The organism is Bacteroides sp. D1, assembly GCF_000157095.2.
Lineage (GTDB): Bacteria > Bacteroidota > Bacteroidia > Bacteroidales > Bacteroidaceae > Bacteroides > Bacteroides xylanisolvens.
Genome location: NZ_JH114344.1, coordinates 175,982 through 198,580, shown reverse-complemented (window position 1 = coordinate 198,580; position 22,599 = coordinate 175,982). Strand labels below are relative to the sequence as shown.

The 22,599-nt window shown below is 39.4% G+C and carries 19 protein-coding genes; 8 read left to right on the top strand and 11 right to left on the bottom strand.

Going from position 1 to position 22,599, the window contains the following annotated elements:
• Positions 1–19 precede the first annotated feature (19 nt).
• The 6 genes from BSAG_RS07755 (at position 20) to BSAG_RS07785 (ending at position 10,549) form a co-directional block, all read left to right on the top strand.
• Entirely contained in the window at positions 20–1,510 is a 1,491-nt protein-coding gene (locus BSAG_RS07755; protein ID WP_004313828.1) for a glycoside hydrolase family 30 protein, read from the top strand.
• 22 nt (positions 1,511–1,532) lie between these two features.
• Positions 1,533–3,530, top strand: coding sequence for a DUF5125 domain-containing protein (locus BSAG_RS07760; RefSeq protein WP_004313829.1), 1,998 nt, complete (start codon positions 1,533–1,535; stop codon positions 3,528–3,530).
• 185 nt (positions 3,531–3,715) lie between these two features.
• On the top strand, positions 3,716–5,968 hold the full coding sequence (locus BSAG_RS07765) for a glycoside hydrolase family 3 C-terminal domain-containing protein (protein ID WP_008770461.1): 2,253 nt from the start codon (positions 3,716–3,718) through the stop codon (positions 5,966–5,968).
• Between the two features lie 213 nt (positions 5,969–6,181).
• Positions 6,182–6,991 (top strand): Fic family protein, encoded by an 810-nt coding sequence (locus BSAG_RS07770; protein WP_004313831.1) that lies wholly within the window; start codon positions 6,182–6,184, stop codon positions 6,989–6,991.
• A gap of 1,164 nt (positions 6,992–8,155) precedes the next feature.
• Positions 8,156–8,644: a hypothetical protein gene (locus BSAG_RS07780; RefSeq protein WP_004313832.1), complete on the top strand. Its 489-nt coding sequence runs from the start codon at positions 8,156–8,158 to the stop codon at positions 8,642–8,644.
• Positions 8,645–8,839: 195 nt separating this feature from the next.
• A complete protein-coding gene (locus tag BSAG_RS07785; RefSeq protein WP_004313833.1) occupies positions 8,840–10,549 on the top strand; it encodes a DUF5597 domain-containing protein in 1,710 nt (569 codons plus the stop codon).
• A 54-nt stretch (positions 10,550–10,603) separates the two neighbouring features.
• On the opposite strand, the gene BSAG_RS07790 is transcribed toward BSAG_RS07785, so the two are convergent.
• From BSAG_RS07790 to dapB, 4 genes are all read right to left on the bottom strand, one after another.
• Entirely contained in the window at positions 10,604–11,239 is a 636-nt protein-coding gene (locus BSAG_RS07790) for a WbqC family protein (protein ID WP_008770459.1), read from the bottom strand.
• Positions 11,240–11,321: 82 nt separating this feature from the next.
• Entirely contained in the window at positions 11,322–12,263 is a 942-nt protein-coding gene (gene lepB / locus BSAG_RS07795) for a signal peptidase I (protein ID WP_004313835.1), read from the bottom strand.
• A 42-nt stretch (positions 12,264–12,305) separates the two neighbouring features.
• A complete protein-coding gene (gene lepB / locus BSAG_RS07800) occupies positions 12,306–13,790 on the bottom strand; it encodes a signal peptidase I (RefSeq protein WP_004307501.1) in 1,485 nt (494 codons plus the stop codon).
• Positions 13,791–13,825: 35 nt separating this feature from the next.
• Complete coding sequence (gene dapB / locus BSAG_RS07805) at positions 13,826–14,590, bottom strand: 4-hydroxy-tetrahydrodipicolinate reductase (RefSeq protein WP_004313836.1); 765 nt, start codon at positions 14,588–14,590, stop codon at positions 13,826–13,828.
• 83 nt (positions 14,591–14,673) lie between these two features.
• Here dapB and BSAG_RS07810 point away from each other — a divergent pair, with 83 nt between their 5' ends.
• Positions 14,674–15,957 carry a DUF2851 family protein gene (locus tag BSAG_RS07810; protein ID WP_004310333.1) on the top strand — a complete coding sequence of 428 codons (1,284 nt, stop codon included), beginning with the start codon at positions 14,674–14,676 and terminating at the stop codon, positions 15,955–15,957.
• Positions 15,958–16,096: 139 nt separating this feature from the next.
• Positions 16,097–17,440 carry an energy transducer TonB gene (locus BSAG_RS07815; RefSeq protein ID WP_004310334.1) on the top strand — a complete coding sequence of 448 codons (1,344 nt, stop codon included), beginning with the start codon at positions 16,097–16,099 and terminating at the stop codon, positions 17,438–17,440.
• A 170-nt stretch (positions 17,441–17,610) separates the two neighbouring features.
• Here BSAG_RS07815 and BSAG_RS25715 read toward each other — a convergent pair whose 3' ends face one another.
• The 7 genes from BSAG_RS25715 to BSAG_RS24460 form a co-directional block, all read right to left on the bottom strand.
• Positions 17,611–18,213: a tetratricopeptide repeat protein gene (locus BSAG_RS25715; protein WP_232287665.1), complete on the bottom strand. Its 603-nt coding sequence runs from the start codon at positions 18,211–18,213 to the stop codon at positions 17,611–17,613.
• Between the two features lie 127 nt (positions 18,214–18,340).
• The gene (locus BSAG_RS25710) at positions 18,341–19,204 is read right to left on the bottom strand and encodes an O-antigen ligase family protein (RefSeq protein ID WP_232287664.1); all 864 of its coding nucleotides are present in this window, start codon (positions 19,202–19,204) and stop codon (positions 18,341–18,343) included.
• Between the two features lie 193 nt (positions 19,205–19,397).
• Entirely contained in the window at positions 19,398–19,844 is a 447-nt protein-coding gene (locus BSAG_RS07825) for a hypothetical protein (protein ID WP_008997630.1), read from the bottom strand.
• Positions 19,841–20,299 (bottom strand): hypothetical protein, encoded by a 459-nt coding sequence (locus tag BSAG_RS07830; protein WP_008776122.1) that lies wholly within the window; start codon positions 20,297–20,299, stop codon positions 19,841–19,843. The genes BSAG_RS07825 and BSAG_RS07830 overlap by 4 nt, the downstream gene beginning before the upstream one ends.
• A 4-nt stretch (positions 20,300–20,303) precedes the next feature.
• Positions 20,304–21,338 (bottom strand): hypothetical protein, encoded by a 1,035-nt coding sequence (locus BSAG_RS07835; protein WP_232287663.1) that lies wholly within the window; start codon positions 21,336–21,338, stop codon positions 20,304–20,306.
• Entirely contained in the window at positions 21,268–21,846 is a 579-nt protein-coding gene (locus tag BSAG_RS07840) for a hypothetical protein (protein WP_004313840.1), read from the bottom strand. The genes BSAG_RS07835 and BSAG_RS07840 overlap by 71 nt, the downstream gene beginning before the upstream one ends.
• A 7-nt stretch (positions 21,847–21,853) precedes the next feature.
• The coding region (locus BSAG_RS24460) for a hypothetical protein (protein ID WP_008997629.1) at positions 21,854–22,599 on the bottom strand (746 nt) is incomplete at its 5' end.

Here is a 22,599-nt window from a genome sequence, read left to right as displayed (position 1 = left end):
ACATAGAAAACTTAAGATTATGATAGACATGAGAAATATAGCATTGACCTTTTTAGGATGCTTCACCATATTAGCTGCATGCAGCAACAGTGACGATGCGGAGAAACCGGTTACACCTGTTCCGACCGGAGATGTGACTATTTATGCGACCACTAGCAGCCTGACTCGCGATTTGACCCGTGATGCCGTTAATTTCAGCTCGAAAGATAATTTGGCACCTACTTCAATCACATTGAATCCAACTGAACAATATCAGACAATGGACGGCTTCGGAGCTGCTATCACAGGCGCCACTTGTTTTAATCTTCTGCAAATGAAACCGGAAGATCGTCACGCCTTCCTTACGGAAACATTCTCTGACGACAAAGGCTTCGGATTTAGCTATATCCGTATCTCCATCGGCTGCTCCGACTTTTCATTGAGCGAATATACCTGCTGTGATACGAAAGGTATTGAACATTTTGCTTTGCAAAGTGAAGAGAAAGACTATATCCTTCCGATTCTGAAAGAGATTTTGAGCATCAATCCTTCTATTAAAGTCATTGCCGCTCCCTGGACTTGTCCAAAATGGATGAAAGTAAAGAGTCTCACAGATCTTACTCCGCTGGATTCATGGACAAACGGTCAACTGAATCCAGCCTATTATCAGGACTATGCCACTTATTTTGTGAAATGGGTACAAGCATTCAACGCCGAAGGCATTGATATTTATGCTGTAACTCCCCAGAACGAACCGTTGAACCGTGGTAATTCCGCTTCGCTTTATATGAGTTGGGAAGAACAGAGGGACTTTGTGAAAACAGCGCTCGGACCTAAATTCAAAACAGCCGGACTGGCTACGAAAATTTATGCATACGATCATAACTATGATTATAGTGATATTGAAACGGAAAAGAACTACCCTGGTAAGATGTATGAGGACGCAGCTGCTTCCCAATACCTGGCCGGAGCTGCTTATCACAACTATGGCGGGAATCGCGAAGAGCTTTTAAATATACATAAAGCCTATCCTGAAAAGGAACTTCTTTTCACGGAGACTTCTATCGGAACATGGAATAGCGGACGTGATTTGTCGAAACGATTGCTGGAAGATATGAAAGAAGTAGCATTGGGGACGATCAACAACTGGTGTCGGGGAGTTATAGTGTGGAACCTGATGCTTGATAATGACCGTGCTCCTAACCGTGAAGGCGGTTGCCAGACTTGCTACGGAGCGGTGGATATCAGTAATAGCGACTATAAGACAATTATCCGCAACTCACATTATTATATCATCGCCCATCTCTCAAGTGTGGTGAAACCGGGAGCGGTACGTATCGGTGCATCCGGCTATGCTGATAGCAATATCATGTATTCTGCTTTCGAGAATCCGGATGGAACATACGCTTTTGTACTGATGAATAATAATGAAAAGACTAAAAAGATAACCTTAAGTGATGGTAAGCGTCATTTTGCTTATGATGTTCCGGGCAAATCTGTGACTTCCTATCGTTGGGCAAAGTCGGAATAAGAACTTTAAAACGATCAAGACAATGAAAAAAAACAGTTATATTATAGTGGCTTTGGCAGGAATGTTATCCATGAACTCCTGTAATGATGACGAATTCTTGCCCGGTAATCCGAGTATGGAAATCAAAGCAGAGAATGCAGATGCTCTTTTTGGTGACAGTCTTCCGTTTACGATTAAAGCCTCGGATGTGGATGTGCCTCTTTCTACGTTGAAAGCACAGCTTTTTTATGGAGAAGAACAAGTGTCTGAAACGGTCATCCGTACAAAGACAAGCGGAAATGACTATACTGGTAAAATCTTTGTTCCTTATTATGCTAATATTCCTAATGGAAAGGCAACTTTGAAATATATTCTTCAGAACATTCATTTTACTACCACAGAAATGACGAAAGAACTCGCTCTGGCACGACCGGACTTCCCCTATCTGACATTAGTGGATGAGGAAGGAAAAGAGTACCGGATGGAACGGCAAGCCATGTACAAGTATAGTGTGACAGGAGACTTCTCGCAAAAGATGAAAGCGTATATCAAGACTCCGAAAGTGGGAGAGAATGGGAACGAATTGACCTTCGGCTGGGAGAATGGAACGATTGAAGCCGGTTCTACTAATGCTATCTCATTTTCTAATACGGAACCGGGAAATTATGCTATCAAGTTTAATACGTTGACTTACGAGGCAGAACCATTTGCCAAGTTAAAGGTGAACGGTGAAGATATGGAATTGGTAGAGAATGATATCTATGCAATCAAGTTGACTTTGAAGAAGAATGACATTCTAGCGTTTGAAGGGGTGCCTGATTATGATAATTGGTGGATAGACCAGGATTATTTTGAAAAGCAGGAAGATGGAACATTGAAATTCCTGCCGATTGACGGAAGTTACCAAATAACAGCCAATGGTAAAATGAAGTATTTCTCTGTCATTGCTTTGAAGAATGGTGAGGCTGCCAAGTTGCAGGATGATGGAACAGGTGCTATCTGGGCTATTGGAACAGGAATCGGTAAACCGTCGGTGGCACTTTCTGAAGTAGGGTGGACTCCGGAAAACGGTCTGTGTATGCCACAGCTTACTGCGAAGAAGTATCAGCTGACATTTATAGCTGGCGTTACCATGAAAGTGGATGATATTAACTTTAAGTTCTTCCATATCAATAAATGGGACAACGGCGAGTTTAAGGGTGATGCTATTTCTACAACGAGTGAATTGGTTAAAATCTCATCGGACGGAAACTTGGGACTGGAAGAAGGTCAAAAGTTCGAAAGAGGAGGTATTTACAGGTTTACAGTTGATGTGACGAAAGGCAATACCAAGGCTGTGTTGACAGTGGAGAAAGTAGGGAAGGTAGATTTACCTGCACCGGATATTTTCTTTGGTAATGATAAGATGGAGGTGACAGATACTGATATATATAAGTCGGATCAGGCGTTTACACAAGGACAAATGATAACTGTTACAGGCATTGATAATTTGAATGAATGGTGGATCGATCCTGACTTCTTTGAGAAACAAAGTGATGGTGCATTGAAGTTCCTGCCGATTAACGGAGATTATCGGGTGACAGCTAATGCTGTTTTGAAGTATTTTTCTGTAATGGCTTTGAAAGATGGTAAACCGGCCAAATTGCAAGATGACGGAACGGGTGCAATCTGGGCTATCGGAAAAGGAATCGGTAAGCCTTCTGTTACGTCTTCCGAAGTAGGTTGGGAGCCAAGTAAAGCGCTCTGTCTGGCGCAAGTTGCTTCTAAAAAGTATCAGCTAACCTTGAAAGCCGGGGAAACGTTGAAGACTAGTGGTGACCCGGAAGTGATTAGTTTTAAGTTCTTCCATCAAAATGATTGGGGAGGAGAATTCGGCAATTATGCAAGCTCTATTTTAGTGGAACAGCTTAAACTTGCAGATTCCGGAAATTTGGAAATGCAGGATAATAAAGCATTTGAAGAAGGAGCTGTCTATCGATTTACCATTGATGTAACGAATGGCAATGCAAATGCTGATCTGAAGGTTGAGAAAATAAATTGATCTGAAGATTAATGCCGGATTTTTATTGAAACTATCCTGAAAGGGTATGATGAATTGTACCCTTTCAGGATTCATCTTTGGTCGGAATAATGTAAAAAACATTAATAAACTCGTCCGCAACTAGGAAATATCCCCTGTTTGGGAGTCTATATAAATAAAGTATGAACTTATTTCTTATATCATAAATGAACATGAAATTCAAAGCAATGTTACTTGGCTTGTCTGTGATAACTGCGTTGCCTGCCTTTGCGCAGAAGCCCGTGTATCTGGACACTGGTAAGCCTATCGAAGAGAGAGTGAAAGATGCATTGAACCGGATGACCCTTGAAGAAAAGGTGAAGATGATTCATGCACAGTCTAAATTTAGTTCGGCAGGCGTTCCCCGCCTCGGAATTCCCGAAGTATGGGCTACCGACGGTCCTCATGGTATCCGTCCGGAAGTGTTGTGGGATGAATGGGATCAGGCTGGATGGACAAACGATTCCTGTATTGCCTATCCGGCATTGACGTGTCTTTCTGCTACATGGAATCCCGAAATGTCGCATCTTTATGGGAAAAGTATCGGTGAAGAGGCGCGTTACCGCAAGAAAGACATCTTGTTGGGGCCCGGTGTGAATATCTACCGTACTCCCTTGAACGGACGTAACTTCGAGTATATGGGAGAAGACCCGTATCTGTCCGCCACTATGGTGGTTCCTTACATCAAAGGTGTACAAGAGAATGGGGTAGCTGCCTGTGTGAAGCATTATGCATTGAACAATCAGGAGTTCAACCGTCATACCACCAATGTGCAATTGAGTGATCGTGCTCTTTATGAAATATACCTGCCTGCTTTTAAAGCGGCTGTTCAGGAAGGTGGAACATGGTCGATTATGGGCTCTTATAATCTTTATCAGGGACAGCACGCTTGTCACAACAAACGTCTGCTTAAAGATATTCTTCGTGATGAATGGGGTTTTGATGGCGTTGTAGTGTCCGACTGGGGAGGTGTGCACAACACCGAACAGGCTATTCACAATGGCATGGACTTGGAGTTTGGTTCATGGACGAACGGACTGTCTGCCGGAACGAGAAATGCGTATGATAATTATTACCTTGCTTTCCCTTACCTGAAACTGATAAAAGAGGGTAAAGTAGGAACAAAGGAACTGGATGAAAAGGTTAGTAATGTCCTTCGTCTGATTTTCCGTACTTCAATGGACCCGCACAAACCATTTGGCTCTTTAGGTTCTCCCGAACACGGGCAAGCCGGACGTCAGATTGGAGAAGAAGGGATTGTACTGTTGCAGAACAACGGTAACTTATTGCCTATCGATTTGAATAAAGCTAAGAAAATAGCCGTTATCGGTGAAAATGCCATTAAGATGATGACTGTGGGCGGTGGTAGTTCTTCTTTGAAAGTGAAATATGAAATTTCTCCATTGGATGGACTGAAAAGTCGTGTGGGCTCAAAAGCAGAAGTAGTATATGCCCGTGGGTATGTAGGCGACCCGACAGGAGAGTATAACGGTGTGAAAACCGGTCAGGACTTGAAAGATAACCGTTCGGAAGATGAATTGCTTGCAGAAGCTTTGCAAGTGGCTAAAGATGCCGACTATGTAGTCTTCTTCGGTGGCTTGAACAAGAGCAATCATCAGGATTGTGAAGATTCGGACCGTGCTTCTTTAGGTTTACCATACGCACAGGATAGAGTGATTAGTGAACTCGCAAAGGTGAATAAAAACCTGATCGTGGTCAATATCTCCGGCAATGCTGTGGCTATGCCTTGGGTAAATGAAGTGCCGGCCATTGTACAAGGCTGGTTCCTGGGTTCGGAAGCCGGAACAGCTCTTGCTTCCGTATTGGTAGGAGACGCCAATCCTTCGGGAAAACTTCCTTTCACCTTCCCGGCAAAACTGGAAGATGTAGGGGCTCATAAATTGGGCGAATATCCGGGCAATAAGGAGGAACTGGCACAGTCTAAACATAGAGGAGATACGATTAATGAAATCTATCGGGAAGATATTTTTGTAGGTTACCGTTGGGCGGATAAAGAAAAAATCAAACCGCTGTTCCCGTTCGGACACGGATTGAGCTACACTACTTTCGCTTATGGAAAGCCTTCGGCTGACAAGAAAACAATGACAGTAGATGATACTATCTCTTTCACGGTCAATGTGAAGAATACAGGAACTCGTGAAGGTCAGGAAGTTGTTCAGCTTTATATCAGTGATAAGAAATCCTCTCTCCCTCGTCCGGTAAAAGAGTTGAAAGGTTTTCAGAAAGTGAAACTGGCTCCGGGAGAAGAGAAGGCGGTAACGCTGACGATTGATAAGAAAGCATTGAGCTTCTTCGATGATGCTAAACACGAATGGGTGGCCGAACCGGGTAAGTTTGAGGCAATCATCGGTAGTTCATCCAGAGATATTAAAGGTACTGTACCATTTGAGTTGAAATAGGTAGATGTTTGGTTAGAGATTTTTTTAAGGAGATGACAGAGAGTCTGGGTACTCGGAAAACGCTAAGTGATTGCAACAAATCGACTTAGCGTTTTTTTATTGCCTAATTTTCCCAGCGTTTGCAAAAAAATAGTAAGAAAGTAGTCGTTTCGCTTGGTAAAGTGTTGTATCAGAAGTAATTTTGGGAAAAATAACAATTAAGGTAACCTAATTATGGAAAAAGGTATTTGGCTGGAAATAGAGGAACTGTATAAGGAGTTTCAGCAACTCGGTATCAGTCAGTCGGTGGACTATGAGAAGTACTACCTCTATTCTCTTATTACCCATTCTACAGCCATTGAGGGTTCTACACTAACCGAAATGGATGCACAGCTTCTTTTCGATGAAGGTGTAACAGCTAAAGGAAAGCCGTTGGTATATCATCTGATGAATGAGGACTTGAAGAAAGCATACGAGCTTGCTAAAAAGGAAGCGCAACGCAATACTGTTATAACTCCTGCTTTTTTGCAGAAGTTAAACGCTACTTTGATGCGGACAACAGGGGGAAGGCATAATACAATAGGCGGCTCTTTCGATTCTTCCAGAGGTGAGTTCCGTTTGTGTGGCGTTACGGCTGGTGTAGGTGGGCGTTCTTATATGGGTTATCAAAAAGTACCTGTTAAAGTAGAAGAACTTTGTTTCTTGTTGCAGGAACGGCAAAAGAATGTGGAAACGTTCCGTGAACAATACGAATTAAGTTTTAATGCTCACCTCAATTTAGTGACTATTCATCCTTGGGTGGATGGCAACGGGAGAGCAGCTCGCTTACTGATGAACTATATTCAATTCTGCTATCATCTTTTCCCCGCTAAGATTTTTAAGGAGGATAGGGCAGATTATATCCTTTCTTTACAACAGGCGCAAGATGATGAAACCAACCAGCCTTTTTTGGATTTCATGGCGGTGCAATTGAAAAAATCACTGTCTTTGGAAATTCAAAAATATAAAGCTTCTCACGATAAAGGATTTAGTTTTATGTTTTAATCTTGTAGGGCTTCTTTTGATAAGACTTCCACCCATTGTATATTGTGTTGTTTTTCATTAACGAAATCACCATTACAGTAACGGCGGTTGCATTTATTAATATCGAACTTATGTAATTCTCTAATAGTTTTAAATAAAGGTTCATCAGTTTCACCGTTAGCTGAATAGTTATAGACCAGATATTTATGGTGGAAGAGGTACATAAAATAATAAAGAATCATCCTTCACACTCTTCACTGTTCTTTTTATATGCCATAAGCTAAAGTAAATATGCTATAAGCAAAAACGAATATGCTATCAGCTAAAATTAATAAGCTCATAGCAAACGCTCCATCAAGTATTAACATTTGAGCTATCGACTATTAATACTTTGTATTTAGGCTATTAATACTTGAGTTGTTGGCTATATATACCCAAGACGCACGATATATATATCCAACGTGTTAGATCTATATGACCAATACATTGGATCTATATGCCCAACAAATAGGGTGTATAGACCCTTAATCTATACGATATAAGCGTCTTTTAGTCTGGTTATTTGAAAGAAAGAGAAACAATCTTGTTAATATCTGCTAAGGAGCTATATCGATAAAAAGCTATCTAAACTTGGGGGCTTACTAGTTCTTCGTTAACAATCTTAAAGCTTATAAGAAGTCTCTCTTTCGAGTGCAAAACTAAAAGACGCTTACTTTTATTTTGTGAAGGAGGTGAAGGATGATTCTTTATTATTTTATGTACCTCTTTCACCATAAACATCTGATTTATACTCATTCAACTAAAGGTGAAACCGGTGAACCTCCTAAATGAATTTTATAGTTACAAGTAGCTTTAGAAGATTTTGTCTTTTGCTGATCGCTGTAAACTTCAATTTATATTGATTTTCTTTTCTCTTTTCTGATTTTATATTCTATCTTTGCAATGCTCTTTATCAAAATCCACAGCAGGGGAACCTGCTGTATCAATGTGGCAGGCTTTTTTATGCTTGTCCTATCATTCTATATGGCGGTTTCGTACCCCCATGTAGGATGTTAATGCACCTACTGCCTGTTGTGGATGGTGAAGAGCAATGGGACAGGCGGAACCGCTTCTTTTATTTCTTAAAACTACCCTTCTGTATCGCCCCATTGAACTTAATTTATTCACCATTTAATTAAAATTCTTATGGAAGAAGTTTTAAGCAACCAGCAGGCTCGTCCGGGGGACGCGACGCAACTCATGCACGTTATCTTTTCATCCGATGATGAAATGATGTCTTTTTATCTGACTCTCAATCGTTTTATGAATCCTGAAAGCTATCTAGTGGAACGAACAGATCGAAAGAGACTGGAGGATTTAGCTAGTACGCTTTGTAGTAATGTGGCAGCCTTTGAAGCCATCCGTAATTATAAGTCGATAAGTGTGAAAGAGGTGATTAGAGGATTCGGGGCGCACATGATGAATACGCTAATCTCCAATACCAATCGTTTCCAAAGTGCCGATGCCGTGGGAACGTTAATGAATTGCATACTGAATACCACTAAAAACAGTTGGCAGTTTAAGAAAATGGATCGGAATAATGATATACATCTTCAAAATGTACGCTATTTGTTGAATCGGCTGGATGCGGCAGAATCTAATGAAGAGAAGAACTGTGAAGAAGTAGCGATATAAACAGTTTTCTCTAAAAATTACTTAGGAAACGCAAATAGAGGGTATAAGAATCGGAGATAATGTATAGATAAAGGCAAATGTAACGTAACATAAAGCATCTGTAACCTGCCCGATAGAAAAGGAACACAAGACGTTGTGCTCCTTTTTTATATTGTTGTAACTTTGCTTTCAGATAATATGATAAAGCTGATTGTTATGAGAAACACACTTTTTGGGATTCTATTCCTTTTTATTTTGCCTCTTCAGGCACATCAGAAACTTCCGTATTTGCAGAAACAGGGAAGTACCACACAACTTATGGTAGATGGAAAGCCATTCTTGGTGATTGGCGGTGAATTGGGAAATTCTTCAGCTTCCTCTATTGAAGATATTGAACGTATATTCCCGAAATTGCAACGTATGGGGCTGAATACGGTACTGGTTCCTGCATATTGGGATTTAACAGAACCACAGGAAGGTAAATTTGATTTTACTCTGACGGATAAAGTGATTCAACAGGCTCGCGCGAATGATTTGAAGGTGGTTTTCCTTTGGTTCGGTGCGTGGAAAAACTCAATGAGTTGCTACGCTCCGATCTGGTTTAAGGAAGATTATAAGAAATACCCGCGTGCCTATACGAAAGCAGGGAAGCCCCTCGAAATAGCCAGTTCCTTTTCGGAGAATGTGTTTCAGGCGGATAGCCGTGCTTTTTCCCAATGGATGAAACACATTGCTTCTGTGGATAAGGAAGAGGGAACGGTTATCATGATTCAGATAGAAAACGAAATCGGAATGTTGGAAGATGCCCGCGATTATTCCAAAGAAGCGGATAAACTGTTTTATGCACCAGTTCCGTCCCTTTTCATCGGCTATTTGCAAAAGAACAAGAGATCTCTGCATCCCGAAATGTTGGCAAAATGGGAGAGCCAGGGATTCAAGAAGAAAGGTACGTGGCAGGAAGTGTTTGGTGCAGACGTGTATACGGATGAAATTTTTATGGCCTGGTCGTATGCGCAGTATGTAGAACGAATGGCAAAGTTAGCACGTTCTATCTATAATATTCCGTTGTATGTCAATGCAGCAATGAACAGTAGGGGGCGGAAACCGGGAGAATATCCGTCGGCAGGACCATTGGCTCATTTGATAGATGTATGGCATTATGCAGCACCCAACATTGATTTTCTGGCTCCGGATTTATATGATAAAGGTTTCGTTGATTGGGTGGCAAAGTATAAACTGCACAATAATCCTCTCTTTATACCTGAAATTCGGTTGGAAGAGAATGATGGAGTACGTGCTTTCTATGTGTTTGGTGAGCATGATGCGATTGGCTTCTGTCCTTTCTCTGTTGAAAGCGGTTCGGATAGAGCAGATGCCCCTTTGGTACAGAGCTATATTAAATTGAAAGAACTGATGCCTTTATTGACAAAATATCAGGGCAAAGGAGTGATGAACGGTCTTTTGTTTGATGAAGAGAATAAAGAACGAATACTTTCATACGATGATTTGGAGATTACCTGCCGTCATTACTTCACTCTGCCATGGGACCCACGTGCCCGGGATGGCACTGTATGGCCTGAAGGGGGAGGTGTTTTGCTGCGTCTGGCTCCAGATGAGTATATCGTTGCCGGCAGTGGCTTGGTACTTGAATTTAAGAAACAGGGGGAAAATAAAATGAAAAGTTCACCGGCATTGGGCGAGGATGGTTTTGCCAGTGTGGGCGGAAAGGCATCAAAAACGGAAAATAGCTGGCAAGGTGGTATGAGAGCAGGTATCGGTTCTGTAGATGAAGTTAATGTGAACGAAGATGGTTCACTGAAATATATCCGGCGCCTGAATGGCGATCAGGACCATCAGGGAAGGCATGTACGTATTCCTGTCGGAGAATTCAGTATTTTACACGTCAAACTGTACGAGTATAAATAATGTGACGACATGGTGCACCTTTGTTGGCTACATACATATAGAAGAGTGGAGTCATTACTTGCCTAGTACCAACAGACTTTCCGGTCCCATATTGAACAACAGGTCTATGATACTCAAATTAGGTAGAAAACCCAGTTTGGGCTCGAAAACCTGATAGTAAGGTTGCGGAATAAACTCTGTATCCACTTCTCGGAAATCTTTTTTGGGATGAATAACTTCCCGAAAATCGAATTCTCCGGGAGCAAACTCCATCTTATATTCGCTAGTACGCTCCATAGTGGGGTGAATATCTATCAATTCACAGACCATCCGGCATAGTTCTTCGTTGAAATCGATTAAAAACTCGTATTTCTTTTCGTAGAAGGGACGGAAGTCGTCCTTGTAATATTCAAAGAAAGGAGTACTGTTGTAGGCTGATTCGATGGCGTTCCAGTGCAGATGTCTCCAGTTGCCGTGGTCGGAAATGCGGATATCCTTCATCGGACACTTCAATGTGTCGGGTTTTACGGTTGGGATAGAAAGGACTAATTCGCCGGACGGGCTGGCAATGGTGCACCGGTTACGATAGGTTTGTTTGATATAATGGTCGTGTTGTTCTACAAGCACTTTGTCATAAGCCAGAAGTTTGGTGTAATATTCGACGGGAGCGAGATAAGCTGAAGATAAATAAGCTATTTTCATTTCTTTCATTTTAATACGTTTAGGGGGCTCTATAATAAGGATATTAATTAAGGATATTATTAAGGAGTTATTTCTTTTATGTTCCGGAAGATTATTTCACCGTTCTGAAGAAACGGTTCCATCGGTATCCGTCAAACAAGCCTGTCTCTTTTTCTTTGGAGAACCAAATGATGGAGGCTTTCCCGATGATATGGTCTTGCGGGACAAACCCGAAGAGCCGTGAGTCGGAAAAGTTGACGGTATTGTTAGACCCCATCCAATAGTAATCTTTAGTGAAATAACAGTGTTGTGTAGGTTTGCCGTCTACGTAGAGAGTGTCGTTCTTTATTTCTGCCTGTTTGCCTTCGTGCATCACGAGGGTATTCCGCAGTAAGGTTATGTTCCAGGGATAGACCCGGATAAATTTCCCTTTTCCGGGAACAATCAGCGGATTCGGTTCGGCATCTTCCCTGTTTGACAAAGGTTGGACAAAACTCTCTTTCCCATTCATTGCCTGTTCCAACAAATAATATTCGTAACGGCTGAAACTACGCACATGAGTACTGTCATTGCTTCCCATCAATCCGTCGTTGGTGATGGAAAGAGTATGCATCAGTGAGGTTATCAGATTTTCTTTTGACGCGGGGTACGAATAAAGCCTTTTCTTATCCGGATTGAATTGTGCCTCTGGAGAAATAACGGAGAAAAGAGAATCGACCAATAATGTATCTCCCGGAACTCCGAGGCAACGGCTGATATAGATTTCCCGGCGGTCGATGATAGGTTCCCGGATTCCAGCCGGATTATTGAACACTACAATATCTTGTTGCCGTACAGGACTTTCGCACCAACGATGATAAGAAAAGAGCGACATGAAAGGAACTCGCAATCCGTAACTCCATTTGTTCACTAAGATACGTTCACCCTGGAAAATGGAGTTTTCCATACCGGTGGAAGGGATAAGGCAGGACGTAAAAGCAAATCCCCGGAGCAGAAGCACTACGACTACTGCTCCGGCAAATGCTAGTATCCATTTGAATTTACGAATGTTCATCAATATTTATCACCTTATCACTCTATTCTATCCGTACACTTATCAGTCTACCCACTTGAAGAGGCGGTTCCAGCGAATCTTACCGTCAAACCATCCACGGTCTTTGTCAAGCGACAGCCATACGACAATCGGCTTGCCCACTACGTGATCTTCGGGTACAAAACCCCAATAACGGGAGTCGGCAGAGTTGTGACGGTTGTCACCCATCATCCAGTAATAATCCATTTTGAAGGTATATTCATTGGTCTTTTCACCGTTGATGTAGATACCGTCCGGTTTCACTTCCAGCTTGTTGCCTTCGTAGGCTACGATGCAACGCTCATAGATAGGCAGGTTGTCTTCTGTGAGGGTAATGGTAGCTCCTTTGGCAGGAATCCAGATCGGACCGTAATTGTTGCGGTTCCATTTGGTATAAAGGTTCAGCGGATACATCTGTCCGGCGTATTCTTCCGGTTCCATTACTATTTTGCTGATTAGCTTTTTATTGCCAAGGAGAGTGTCATACATCTTTTTAGTCAATGGAAGATGATATACCGGATTCAGTTTGCCTTGCGCATTCCGGTTGTCCAGTCCCATATCCAATAATCCGCCTTCCCAGCCAGAGTCTTCTATCAGCATGGTGTCATCCTTGCTGATGCCTAATTCGCGGAGCATATCTTCCGGAATGTACGGGCCGGTAGTCTGTACGAAGTAGTTGAATTGCAGGTTTTCGGGGTTCTCAATCGCCTTACCGTCAATCATCACCTGTCCGTCTACAATTTGCAATGTATCACCGGGCAAGCCGACACAACGTTTCACATAATTCTCGCGACGGTCTACCGGACGCCACAGTACTTCACCGTAAGTACGCGGATTGTTTAGAATCTGTTTACGTCCGGCGTCATAGTAGAGGTCATAGATTGCACGTTGCTGTGAACGTGTCAGGCTATCCATTTCAATCTGTTTGGAGTAGATGCGTTGTCCTTCACCATAAGCCAGCGTATAGAAGTCCGTTGTCTGTTGGTAGTTCACTGCCACCGTATCTCCTGCCGGGAAGTTGAAAACCACAATGTCATTCAGCTTCACTTTGCCGAAGCCCGGTACCCGTTTGTATTTCCATTGTGGCCACTCGATATACGATTTAGTATTGAATACAGGCAGCGTATGTTGTGCCAACGGCATAGAAAGGGGAGTGTTCGGTACGCGGGGACCGTAGCTCATCTTGCTTACATACAGGAAATCGCCTACCAGCAATGATTTTTCCAGCGAAGAGGAAGGAATCTGGTAATTCTGGAAGATGTAGATATTGACGAAGTAGACGGCAACCAACGCAAATACGATGGCATCCACCCAACTCATCACACTGCGGACAGCCGGATTCTTCGACTTCTTCCAAAAAGACCAAGGTATTTTCTTTGTGATATAAATATCGAAAATGAAAGGAACAACAATCAATCCCCACCAACTCCGTACCCAGAGGAGGAAGACGAGGTAAAGTAGAATAGCAATGGCACATTTGATCCATTGTGCGCGTGTGGCTTGTCTCATAATGTTATATTTGTTTAGAACTAGCTTCTGAAATCTTAGTCGTTCAAGAATGGGAATAAATCACTCATGCCCAAAAAACCTTCGTGTGTGGCAGTATATTCGGCTGCCAGTACGGCTCCCAATACAAATCCGCCACGACTTTTGGCATCATGCGTGATAGTTATGCTGTCTACATCAGATTCATAGCGAATGGTATGAAGGCCGAACACTTCTCCTTCGCGGATAGAGGCGATAGGAAGTTCATTAGGGGCGCAATCGTTGGTTCCGCTAATGGTTCCGTCCGGTGCAAGGAAAGTGCCTTTCACCCATTTGTCCTTACGGTCCAGCTTTTCCAGAATACCTTCCGCCAATGTAATGGCTGTTCCGCTGGGAGCATCCAGTTTGTGGATATGATGTGTCTCGCTCATGGTGACATCATAAGCAGGGAACTGATTCATGATTTTAGCCAGATACTTGTTGACAGCAGAGAAAATGCTGACTCCCAGACTGAAGTTGGACGACCAGAACAGTGTTTTGCCTCCTTCAGTGCAGAGCTTTTTGATTTCTTCGCCATGCTCGGCCATCCATCCGGTACTGCCCGATACCAGTTTCACATCGGCTTTGAATGCTTTCATATAATTGCTGTAAGCTACCATCGGATTGGTAAACTCAATGGCCACATCGGCCGATTTGAATGCTTCCGATTCGAAGTCATCCTGATTATTGATGTCAATGATGCAGACGATTTCATGTCCGCGACTACGGGCAACCTTTTCTATCTCTTTGCCCATCTTTCCGTAACCGATCAGTGCTATTTTCATTGTTTTCTGACTTATATTCAAAATAATAGTCGCAAAGATAAGATTTTTATTACATTTGCAGCGCACATTAACGTCTTGTTAACATGGAACATCTTCTCCACTACGTGTGGAAGCATAAATTATTTCCCCTGAAAGTACTGCAAACCACCAACGGCTTACCGGTAGAAGTGATTGACTCCGGTCTGCAAAATCCCAACGCCGGTCCCGACTTTTTTAACGCGAAACTAAAGATTGATGGTGCCTTATGGGTAGGGAATATAGAAATACATACACATTCTTCCGACTGGTTTCGCCACGGACATCATTCTGACAAAGCATACGACTCTGTGATTCTCCATGTAGTGAGTGAAGCAGATACGGAAATAACCCGTACCAACGGTGAACAGATACCGCAACTATTACTTACCTGTCCGGACAATGTGCAATTACATTACCACGAACTTTGTGTAGCCGATCAGTATCCGGCTTGCCATCCCATCCTTGCCTCTCTTCCCAAACTTACCATTCATTCTTGGCTGACCGCTTTGCAAACGGAACGTTTGGAGCAGAAAGCGCAATTAATCACACAGCGTCTCAAACATTGTAACAGTAATTGGGAAGATGCATTCTTTATCACCCTTGCCCGTAATTTCGGTTTTGGCTTGAACGGAGATGCTTTTGAAACGTGGGCGGGACTGTTGCCGTTTCGTGCGATGGATAAGCACCGGAATGATTTGTTTCAGATAGAGGCTTTTTTCTATGGTTTGGCGGGATTGTTGGAAGAAACGTTTCTGAAAAAGGAACAGGAAGACGAGTATAGTCTCCGTCTTTGTAAGGAGTTCCGTTATTTGCAGCGGAAGTTTGAAATCAGGCAGGGGATGGACGCTACGTTATGGCGTTTTCTACGGCTTCGTCCGGAAAACTTTCCGCATATTCGCTTGGCGCAATTAGCTTATCTCTATCAGAAAGGGGATAAGTTGTTTTCACGTTTGTTGGAAGCGGAAACTCTGGTGGATGTGAGAAACTTACTGGATGCCCGTACGTCTCCCTATTGGGAAAATCATTATTTATTCGGGCGACCGTCTTCACAAAAGGAGAAGACGATGGGAGAGCGTTCCAAGGATTTGATTATCATTAATACAGTGGTTCCTTTTCTTTATACATACGGTCTGCATAAGGCAGATGAACGAATGTGTGAACGTGCCGGACGTTTTCTGGAAGAATTGAAGGCGGAGAGTAATCATATTATCCGCTCGTGGAGCGATGCCGGGCTTCCGGTTGTCAGTGCGGCGGATAGTCAGGCATTGATACAGTTGCAAAAAGAGTACTGTGATAAGCGAAAGTGTCTGTACTGTCGCTTCGGTTATGAATATTTGAGGAAAAAGTAGCTTCGAAAAAAAGGCTTTGGTCGATGAAATATGTATAATTTTACCACGTTAGTGTATTTTTCTATGTATACGTTTTTTTATTTTATCACTATCTTTACATTGTGCAATAAACAAAACATCTTATAGAAAGAACAATATTATGAATAAAATTATTAGCCTTTTCATTGCTGTATTTTTTAATGTATATACTTCTGCTCAGATAAATGCAGGAAGTACCAAAGAATCTTTAATGACTCTTGACGAGATGCCATCATGGATTTTAAGTAATATTCAATTTCCTCAAGAAGCGTACAAATATGGAATAGCTGGCATTGAACAAGTTTGTATTAGTGCATCTTGGGATGGAAAAGTTTTCATAACAAGCATACTGAATACATTAAATCCTGCTTTTGAGAAAGAAATTATGGATGTCATAAGTAAAGCTCCTCGATGTCGATATAATGGAAGTCAACCTAAAGATATATATAAATATATGCTAATTGATTTTCATCAATATATTCCTGAAGATAAACGGGAACAAATACAACAAGTAACTATGCATATTCCACCGCGTTTATCGAATATTCCTACGAGTCCTTTTAATAGCAGGGACAAGTTTGTTCAATGGATACACAACAATATTCAAATACCATCAACACTGAAATGTTATTCAGATACATTACTTTTTCAGTATACAATAACTAAAAAAGGAAAGGTAAATAATATATCTATATTACAGTGTAAGAATGATATTGTAAAATGTGCGATAGAGGATTTATTAAAAAAATCTCCTAAATGGGAACCGGCCATTGCTGATAGAACAACTCCAATTGATGTTACTATATGTGATAAGATTATTATAAAAACCGATAATGATGGAATGCTTTTGCCATTAATAGTGTATCGTGATGATGTTTTTTGTAATACAAGAAGCAAACCAACTGATCCGGATATGATCGTTTTTAATCCAGAAATAAAGGCAAAATACAATGAAGAGGGTAATTTCTTGAAAAATATTATGTGTGATGTTATAGTTGATAAAAAAATGGTTCTGAATGGCTCGTTTGTTATAGAAAAGGATGGTACGACTAGTCATATAGAAATTTCAAACAGTCCGGACGCGGAAACTGATAGTATTGTAACAGAAGCTATCGCTCGAACAAAATGGATCGCTGCGATGCAAGGAGAAAGCGCAGTACGAACGATTTATTCATTTGGGGTAAATAAGCAACCGCGAAAACAAAATCAATCCAGTAAGTATTCTTATTATGATATTTTCGGTAAATATTTTATAGCCCTCCAAGCTAATCCGATGCGTACGTCATATAGATTCATTCAGGGGGATGGAACGATACAGAACTATCCATTTAATAATCAAGGACTGTTTGACTATAAGGCTTATTACCAAGGAATGTTATATTACTACAAAAATATGGCCGGAAAGAATAGTAATATTTCAAGAGATTATTTTGATAAACTCTATAAAATGTATGCGGGATATTAAAAGAAAAGATTTGTGCAAAAAGACAATTTCAAGGAAAAAAATTTAGTCCCCAATATTAGATATTGCGGTCTCTATCAAGGAAGCCAAAGTCTGCTTATAGACTTTCTTCAGTAATCTAATGGGTTACAGATGGCAGATGTGTGATAGCTGACTTGTACTGTGGTAGATACTTATTGTGTTTTCTTTATATTCTTTTCTTTATGAAGAAACTCTAAAATTTCAGCTTCCATTCGTAAAGCTTTTGTTCCTTTTTTCTTTATCGGTTGTTTTAAAAGATAATTTCCCATGTCGATGGCTGCATTTATATTTCCTTTGTCTATATAAAGCTGGAATAATTTGTACGAAGGAGTGATATGATGTGGAATCATGGCAGCAGCCGTTTGATAGCATGCTTCAGCTTGAGCGTAATCTCTTTTTTGTTTCCAAAAATCTCCCATCTTGATATATAGTTCACTATTAGGAGCAATTCGGGCAGCTGTTTGTAATATTTGTGGTTTTGTATTTAAAGGATAATCTTCCAAACTACTTTTTGAGTAGATGTACATTAACTGTGGATTATAACAAAATAATGGGTATAATGTGGATAGTTGAGAATGGGCTTCTTCGGATATTTTATTTTTATCCACTATCCTGATAATTGTGGTAAAAGTTTTATGGTAAATATGATAGGACCAGATTGATATACATATAATAGAGATGGAGGCTATACTTCTAACGATGTATTTTGCTAAAATAGATATTGTAAACACTTTTATGGTTTTGCTTTTCATCATTCCTATTATGCTGATGAATAATATTTCTAATGGAAAAACCTGGCCAGGATAAGAAAAAAAAGAGAAGACTAGGAAAGTGGTTAAGGCGGATTTCAGACAATGGTCAGTATTATTCTTTTCTTTATAACTAAATAATGCATAAAACAACCATGAAACAACAACTAATCCAACTATTCCCTGTTCTGCTGTTATATATAAAAAATTCGTTGTATGTATAAAAAATGTTGTCAGCTAATAATGTGTATGGAGAATTTGTAGCTTGTAAGAAATATTCAGCTTGGTAAAGCATGTAATTAGCTTGCCATCCTCCGGTCCCAATACCGAATAGAGGATAATCTTCTATCATCTTTATTGTGTTATACCATATTAGCAATCGGCCATCTGCCGAATCTCTTCTTATAAAGTAGATTGATATGATAAAAACGGTGATGATAAGCAGAAAACCTGATTTCAAAAGAGTTGGTTTGACTTTGATTGTATGTTTTCTTTTTAACCATTGCCATAGGAATATCATGCTTCCTACCAATGCAGCTGTCCACCCGGCGCGTGAACCAGATAATAGTAAACCATATAAAATAAAACAGGCTATCATGCAAAATGATAATGTTAATATACGATGCTTGTTTTGTATGTTTTCATAAATGAAAAAAATAGATACTATCCAGCATACTGCTAATAATCCGCCTAATGGTCCTGGATTTCCAAACGTTCCTGTGATTCCGAAATCATGATGATTGCTCTCTAAATAATTCACTTTTTGAAGTGTTGAAATGATTACTTCGGTAATTCCCCAAATACAGACTATGTATAATAGGCAATAGCACTGTCGTTTTGGCATAATGCGTATACACGTATATATAAGGCATAATACAGTCACTCGCCAAATTGATGAGTAGTCAATAGGTACAGCTCTATTTAAGAACAGTAATATGCAAATTGATATAAGTAATATATCTTGTATTCTGATGTTTTCAATAGAATAGCTTTTCATACTGTTTATAAGGTACATTTAATTTAAGTGGAAATATATTTATATATGATTTATCCTAAAGATGAGCAATGTGTAATCTAAATTTTCCAGCACTCTTGGTTTTGTTTTACACAAAGAATGCTGGAAAATAATAATTTTCATAATCGATCGGCACTAATTTTTACAGAACTGTACCGTATAATAATAAAACTTCTTAATCTATATATAAATTCTTCTCATATCTTTTAGAAGTTAGTTTTCCTGTTTTTTCATCATTAGAATATGTTGAAAGAAACAAATGTGCCCTTACTACATTATTGGCTGGGATAGAATCCAAAGGATAGGAGAGTTCTATTCTTCCTTTTGGAGATAAACTCTTGTGTAATATCCATTTCCCGCTTTCAAGAGTAAATAGACAAATCGTCAAATCCGCGCTTTTCCCATTAGAAGATTCTGTTAAAACAATATAGCTTCCACTAAATTCACTTAACCGCCCTTGATTCATAACTAAAATTTCTTTGTCTATATTATTAGTAAGTATAAGGGTTAAAGAATTATTCGGTTTATCATAAGAAAATTCAATTTTTACTTCTTGGGCGGTACAAAAAATAGAAATGCCCAAAAGTACAATACCTATAAATAAATGTTTACTTGTTATCATTTAATTTGTTTTATGGGTAAATCATTTTTATATCTTTTGCTAACTAATTTTCCTGTCTTCCTATCTCTAAAATATGTGGAGAGGAATAATCTAGCTCTTGTAACATTATTTGCAGGGATAGCTTCAAATGAATAAAAAAGTTCTAGTCTTTCGTTAGGGTTTATTGTTTTAGAACGGATCCACTGTCCATCTTCATAGTCATATAACGAGATGATTAGATCACTCTGTCCATTATCATGTTTTTCAGTTAAAATAATGCAGCTTCCAGATGATTCATTCAATAGGCTTTGATTCAATACTATTATTTCTTTATCCGTATTATTGAAAAGTTTTAGAATCAAAGCATTGTCTTGTCTATTATAAGCAAAAGTAATTTCTAAATCCTGTGTTTGTCCCTTGCTAGGAATTGACATACACAATAATATACTTATAAAAAAAGATTTAATTGTATTCATAATTTTATTTATTTGATGATTGTTCTGTAGCAATTATTAGAAGTTGTTCATAAGTCCATTCTAACCAAGTTCTTTCATTCTCATAATAATGTGATACCTCTGGAAAGTTTTCGCGTTCTGCTTTATGCGTCTCTAATTCATTTTTATAATATTCTATTGTTCCATAGCGATCAATGATTAATTCTTGCTTAAAATCAGCTTCTCTTGTTTCGGGAGTCATTATATATTTGCCATACATTATATCTAATCTTTCATTCAATATCTTTTCAATATATGGTGGAGGATTTAGGACAATTGTTTTTTCGAGAATAGTCATTTCAAGTTTTCCATAATGCTTATGGTCAATATGGTACATCTCATGCCATATTGTGGCTATTCTATCTATTTCTGTTAAATTATCTGAGCTAAAAAATAATTGACATAGTTGAAGAACTCCATCCTTGCTTGTACGTGCAGTTGAACGACAATAGTTTTGTTTTTCAATTGTGTATTTCGTTCGATCAATATTCTTAAGCTTTTCTAGTTGGATTAAAAGGCTATTTACTGCTTTTTTTTCAGCTGTAGATAAAGGAATAGATTTTTCATCAGAATTCTGGTCACCATTATTATTTTCTGTCACAGTATCATCTTCCGTACTCGTCGATTCCGGTTCTGTCGGTTCGGGGTCTATTGTTCCACTATCGGGAGGTGCTATGATTTCCCATTCATCGTTTCCGCCACTTGTTTCATTATTATTTGATTCTGGAGTAATTATGACTTCTTCAAGTGTCTCACCAATATAAGTGTAATCATCTTCATTACCATAATCATAATCGTAGTTATAGTCATCTTCTCCACGCGTTAAGACCATCTTTTTCTTTTGAATATATACAGTAGATGCTAATGCGCGAGCCTGCTCATACTTATCTGATAAATTAGTTTTCCCTGAAGCATTTAATAGAAATACCCCTCTCGTTTTTACTCCGTTCTTAAAAGTACTTATACGAGCTGTAACTTGTGAATATACACAGGAATATAATGCTACTCCTGTAAAAACCACCCTTGTCTGCACAATTTATAAAGTTGTTACAAGTTTGTGCACCATTTCTACTATCATATAATTTGGAGGGTATCAAAGTTAAGATGTATTGATCCATTCTATTGCTCTTTACATCTTTTACTATCACTAGTTTCTGATATACATTGACTTTTCCTGCAGAAGGCTTGCCATTTCTTTCATCTACATAAATTGCTTTAAAGTGATAAGTCGGAGTTATAGGAATATCATAGCAAGCGAGTCCGTTGTTGGTAGAACTGACTGCTGCATCCCAGTTAGGTACGAAATCACCGGGGGAAACTGTTTTATTCCTTTTGTTATCCAATGAACGACTTAATGTTAAATTAGCATGAGCTTGAGTTTGAAAAAAGTTTTTAGCTTCTTGCAAACTAAAATCTTTCATGTCAGTCTGTAAACCTGATTCTAGCAAATCTTCATCTTTGCAATTTACTATACTAATGACAATTGCAATTACACATAAAACAGTATAAATATAAGTTGATTTTTTCATAAAATAATCATTTTAATCCTTTTCTTTTCATTTTTCTTTCAAAATCGTATTTCCACCAACCATACCATTTTTTATAATTATCAACCTTGAATAAAGGATTTACTGTCTTACAGAAGGTTTCACCTAATTGGGAGAGTTGGTCGTATTTATCGCTATCAGACAGTTTTTTCTGATTGAGAATCTTATATTCTTCAATTGCATACTTATTATAAGCTGTCTTGAATTTGTTTATTTGCTCCTGATTTAGCCCATATCTTGATTTCAAAGTATGATCTAATGCTGCATTATTTACTTTTTTCCACTTTACAGAAACAGACGGAACAGTCTTTGCTATTTTTTTTGCCATCTCATCATCAATAGCCATCAGTTCCACTTCCCTTTCGGCATTTTTTTTATTGCTATTGAGTATGTTTGCACGTTTTTGTTTATACGTATCTTCTATTTTTGCTATGGTAAAGGCATCTTTGTATGTAACTCCATATTTGTCCATATTGTCAAGTGCTCTGAAGAACAGTCTCTTATATTCGATATACCAAGTCCCATTTTCAGTTCCTAATATTTGTTTTATTTTAATATTTAGCTCGGATACCATAGTATCACTATTTTCATATTTTTCCCATGCTTCTCCAGTATCTTTATGCATTTTATCTCGTTCTTTGACCCATTCCGATTCGGCCTTATACAAAGCACGCATTTTTTCATATGGAATAAATTTGTTTTCACTTAGTATTTGGTAACGTTCCATTTCTTGGG

Coding starts and splice junctions, on each gene's coding strand:
- BSAG_RS07755 (WP_004313828.1), top strand. CDS start 20: ATGATAGACATGAGAAATATAGCATTGACCTTTTTAGGATGCTTCACC.
- BSAG_RS07760 (WP_004313829.1), top strand. CDS start 1,533: ATGAAAAAAAACAGTTATATTATAGTGGCTTTGGCAGGAATGTTATCC.
- BSAG_RS07765 (WP_008770461.1), top strand. CDS start 3,716: ATGAACATGAAATTCAAAGCAATGTTACTTGGCTTGTCTGTGATAACT.
- BSAG_RS07770 (WP_004313831.1), top strand. CDS start 6,182: ATGGAAAAAGGTATTTGGCTGGAAATAGAGGAACTGTATAAGGAGTTT.
- BSAG_RS07780 (WP_004313832.1), top strand. CDS start 8,156: ATGGAAGAAGTTTTAAGCAACCAGCAGGCTCGTCCGGGGGACGCGACG.
- BSAG_RS07785 (WP_004313833.1), top strand. CDS start 8,840: ATGAGAAACACACTTTTTGGGATTCTATTCCTTTTTATTTTGCCTCTT.
- BSAG_RS07790 (WP_008770459.1), bottom strand. CDS start 11,239: ATGAAAGAAATGAAAATAGCTTATTTATCTTCAGCTTATCTCGCTCCC.
- lepB (WP_004313835.1), bottom strand. CDS start 12,263: ATGAACATTCGTAAATTCAAATGGATACTAGCATTTGCCGGAGCAGTA.
- lepB (WP_004307501.1), bottom strand. CDS start 13,790: ATGAGACAAGCCACACGCGCACAATGGATCAAATGTGCCATTGCTATT.
- dapB (WP_004313836.1), bottom strand. CDS start 14,590: ATGAAAATAGCACTGATCGGTTACGGAAAGATGGGCAAAGAGATAGAA.
- BSAG_RS07810 (WP_004310333.1), top strand. CDS start 14,674: ATGGAACATCTTCTCCACTACGTGTGGAAGCATAAATTATTTCCCCTG.
- BSAG_RS07815 (WP_004310334.1), top strand. CDS start 16,097: ATGAATAAAATTATTAGCCTTTTCATTGCTGTATTTTTTAATGTATAT.
- BSAG_RS25715 (WP_232287665.1), bottom strand. CDS start 18,213: ATGATGAAAAGCAAAACCATAAAAGTGTTTACAATATCTATTTTAGCA.
- BSAG_RS25710 (WP_232287664.1), bottom strand. CDS start 19,204: ATGAAAAGCTATTCTATTGAAAACATCAGAATACAAGATATATTACTT.
- BSAG_RS07825 (WP_008997630.1), bottom strand. CDS start 19,844: ATGATAACAAGTAAACATTTATTTATAGGTATTGTACTTTTGGGCATT.
- BSAG_RS07830 (WP_008776122.1), bottom strand. CDS start 20,299: ATGAATACAATTAAATCTTTTTTTATAAGTATATTATTGTGTATGTCA.
- BSAG_RS07840 (WP_004313840.1), bottom strand. CDS start 21,846: ATGAAAAAATCAACTTATATTTATACTGTTTTATGTGTAATTGCAATT.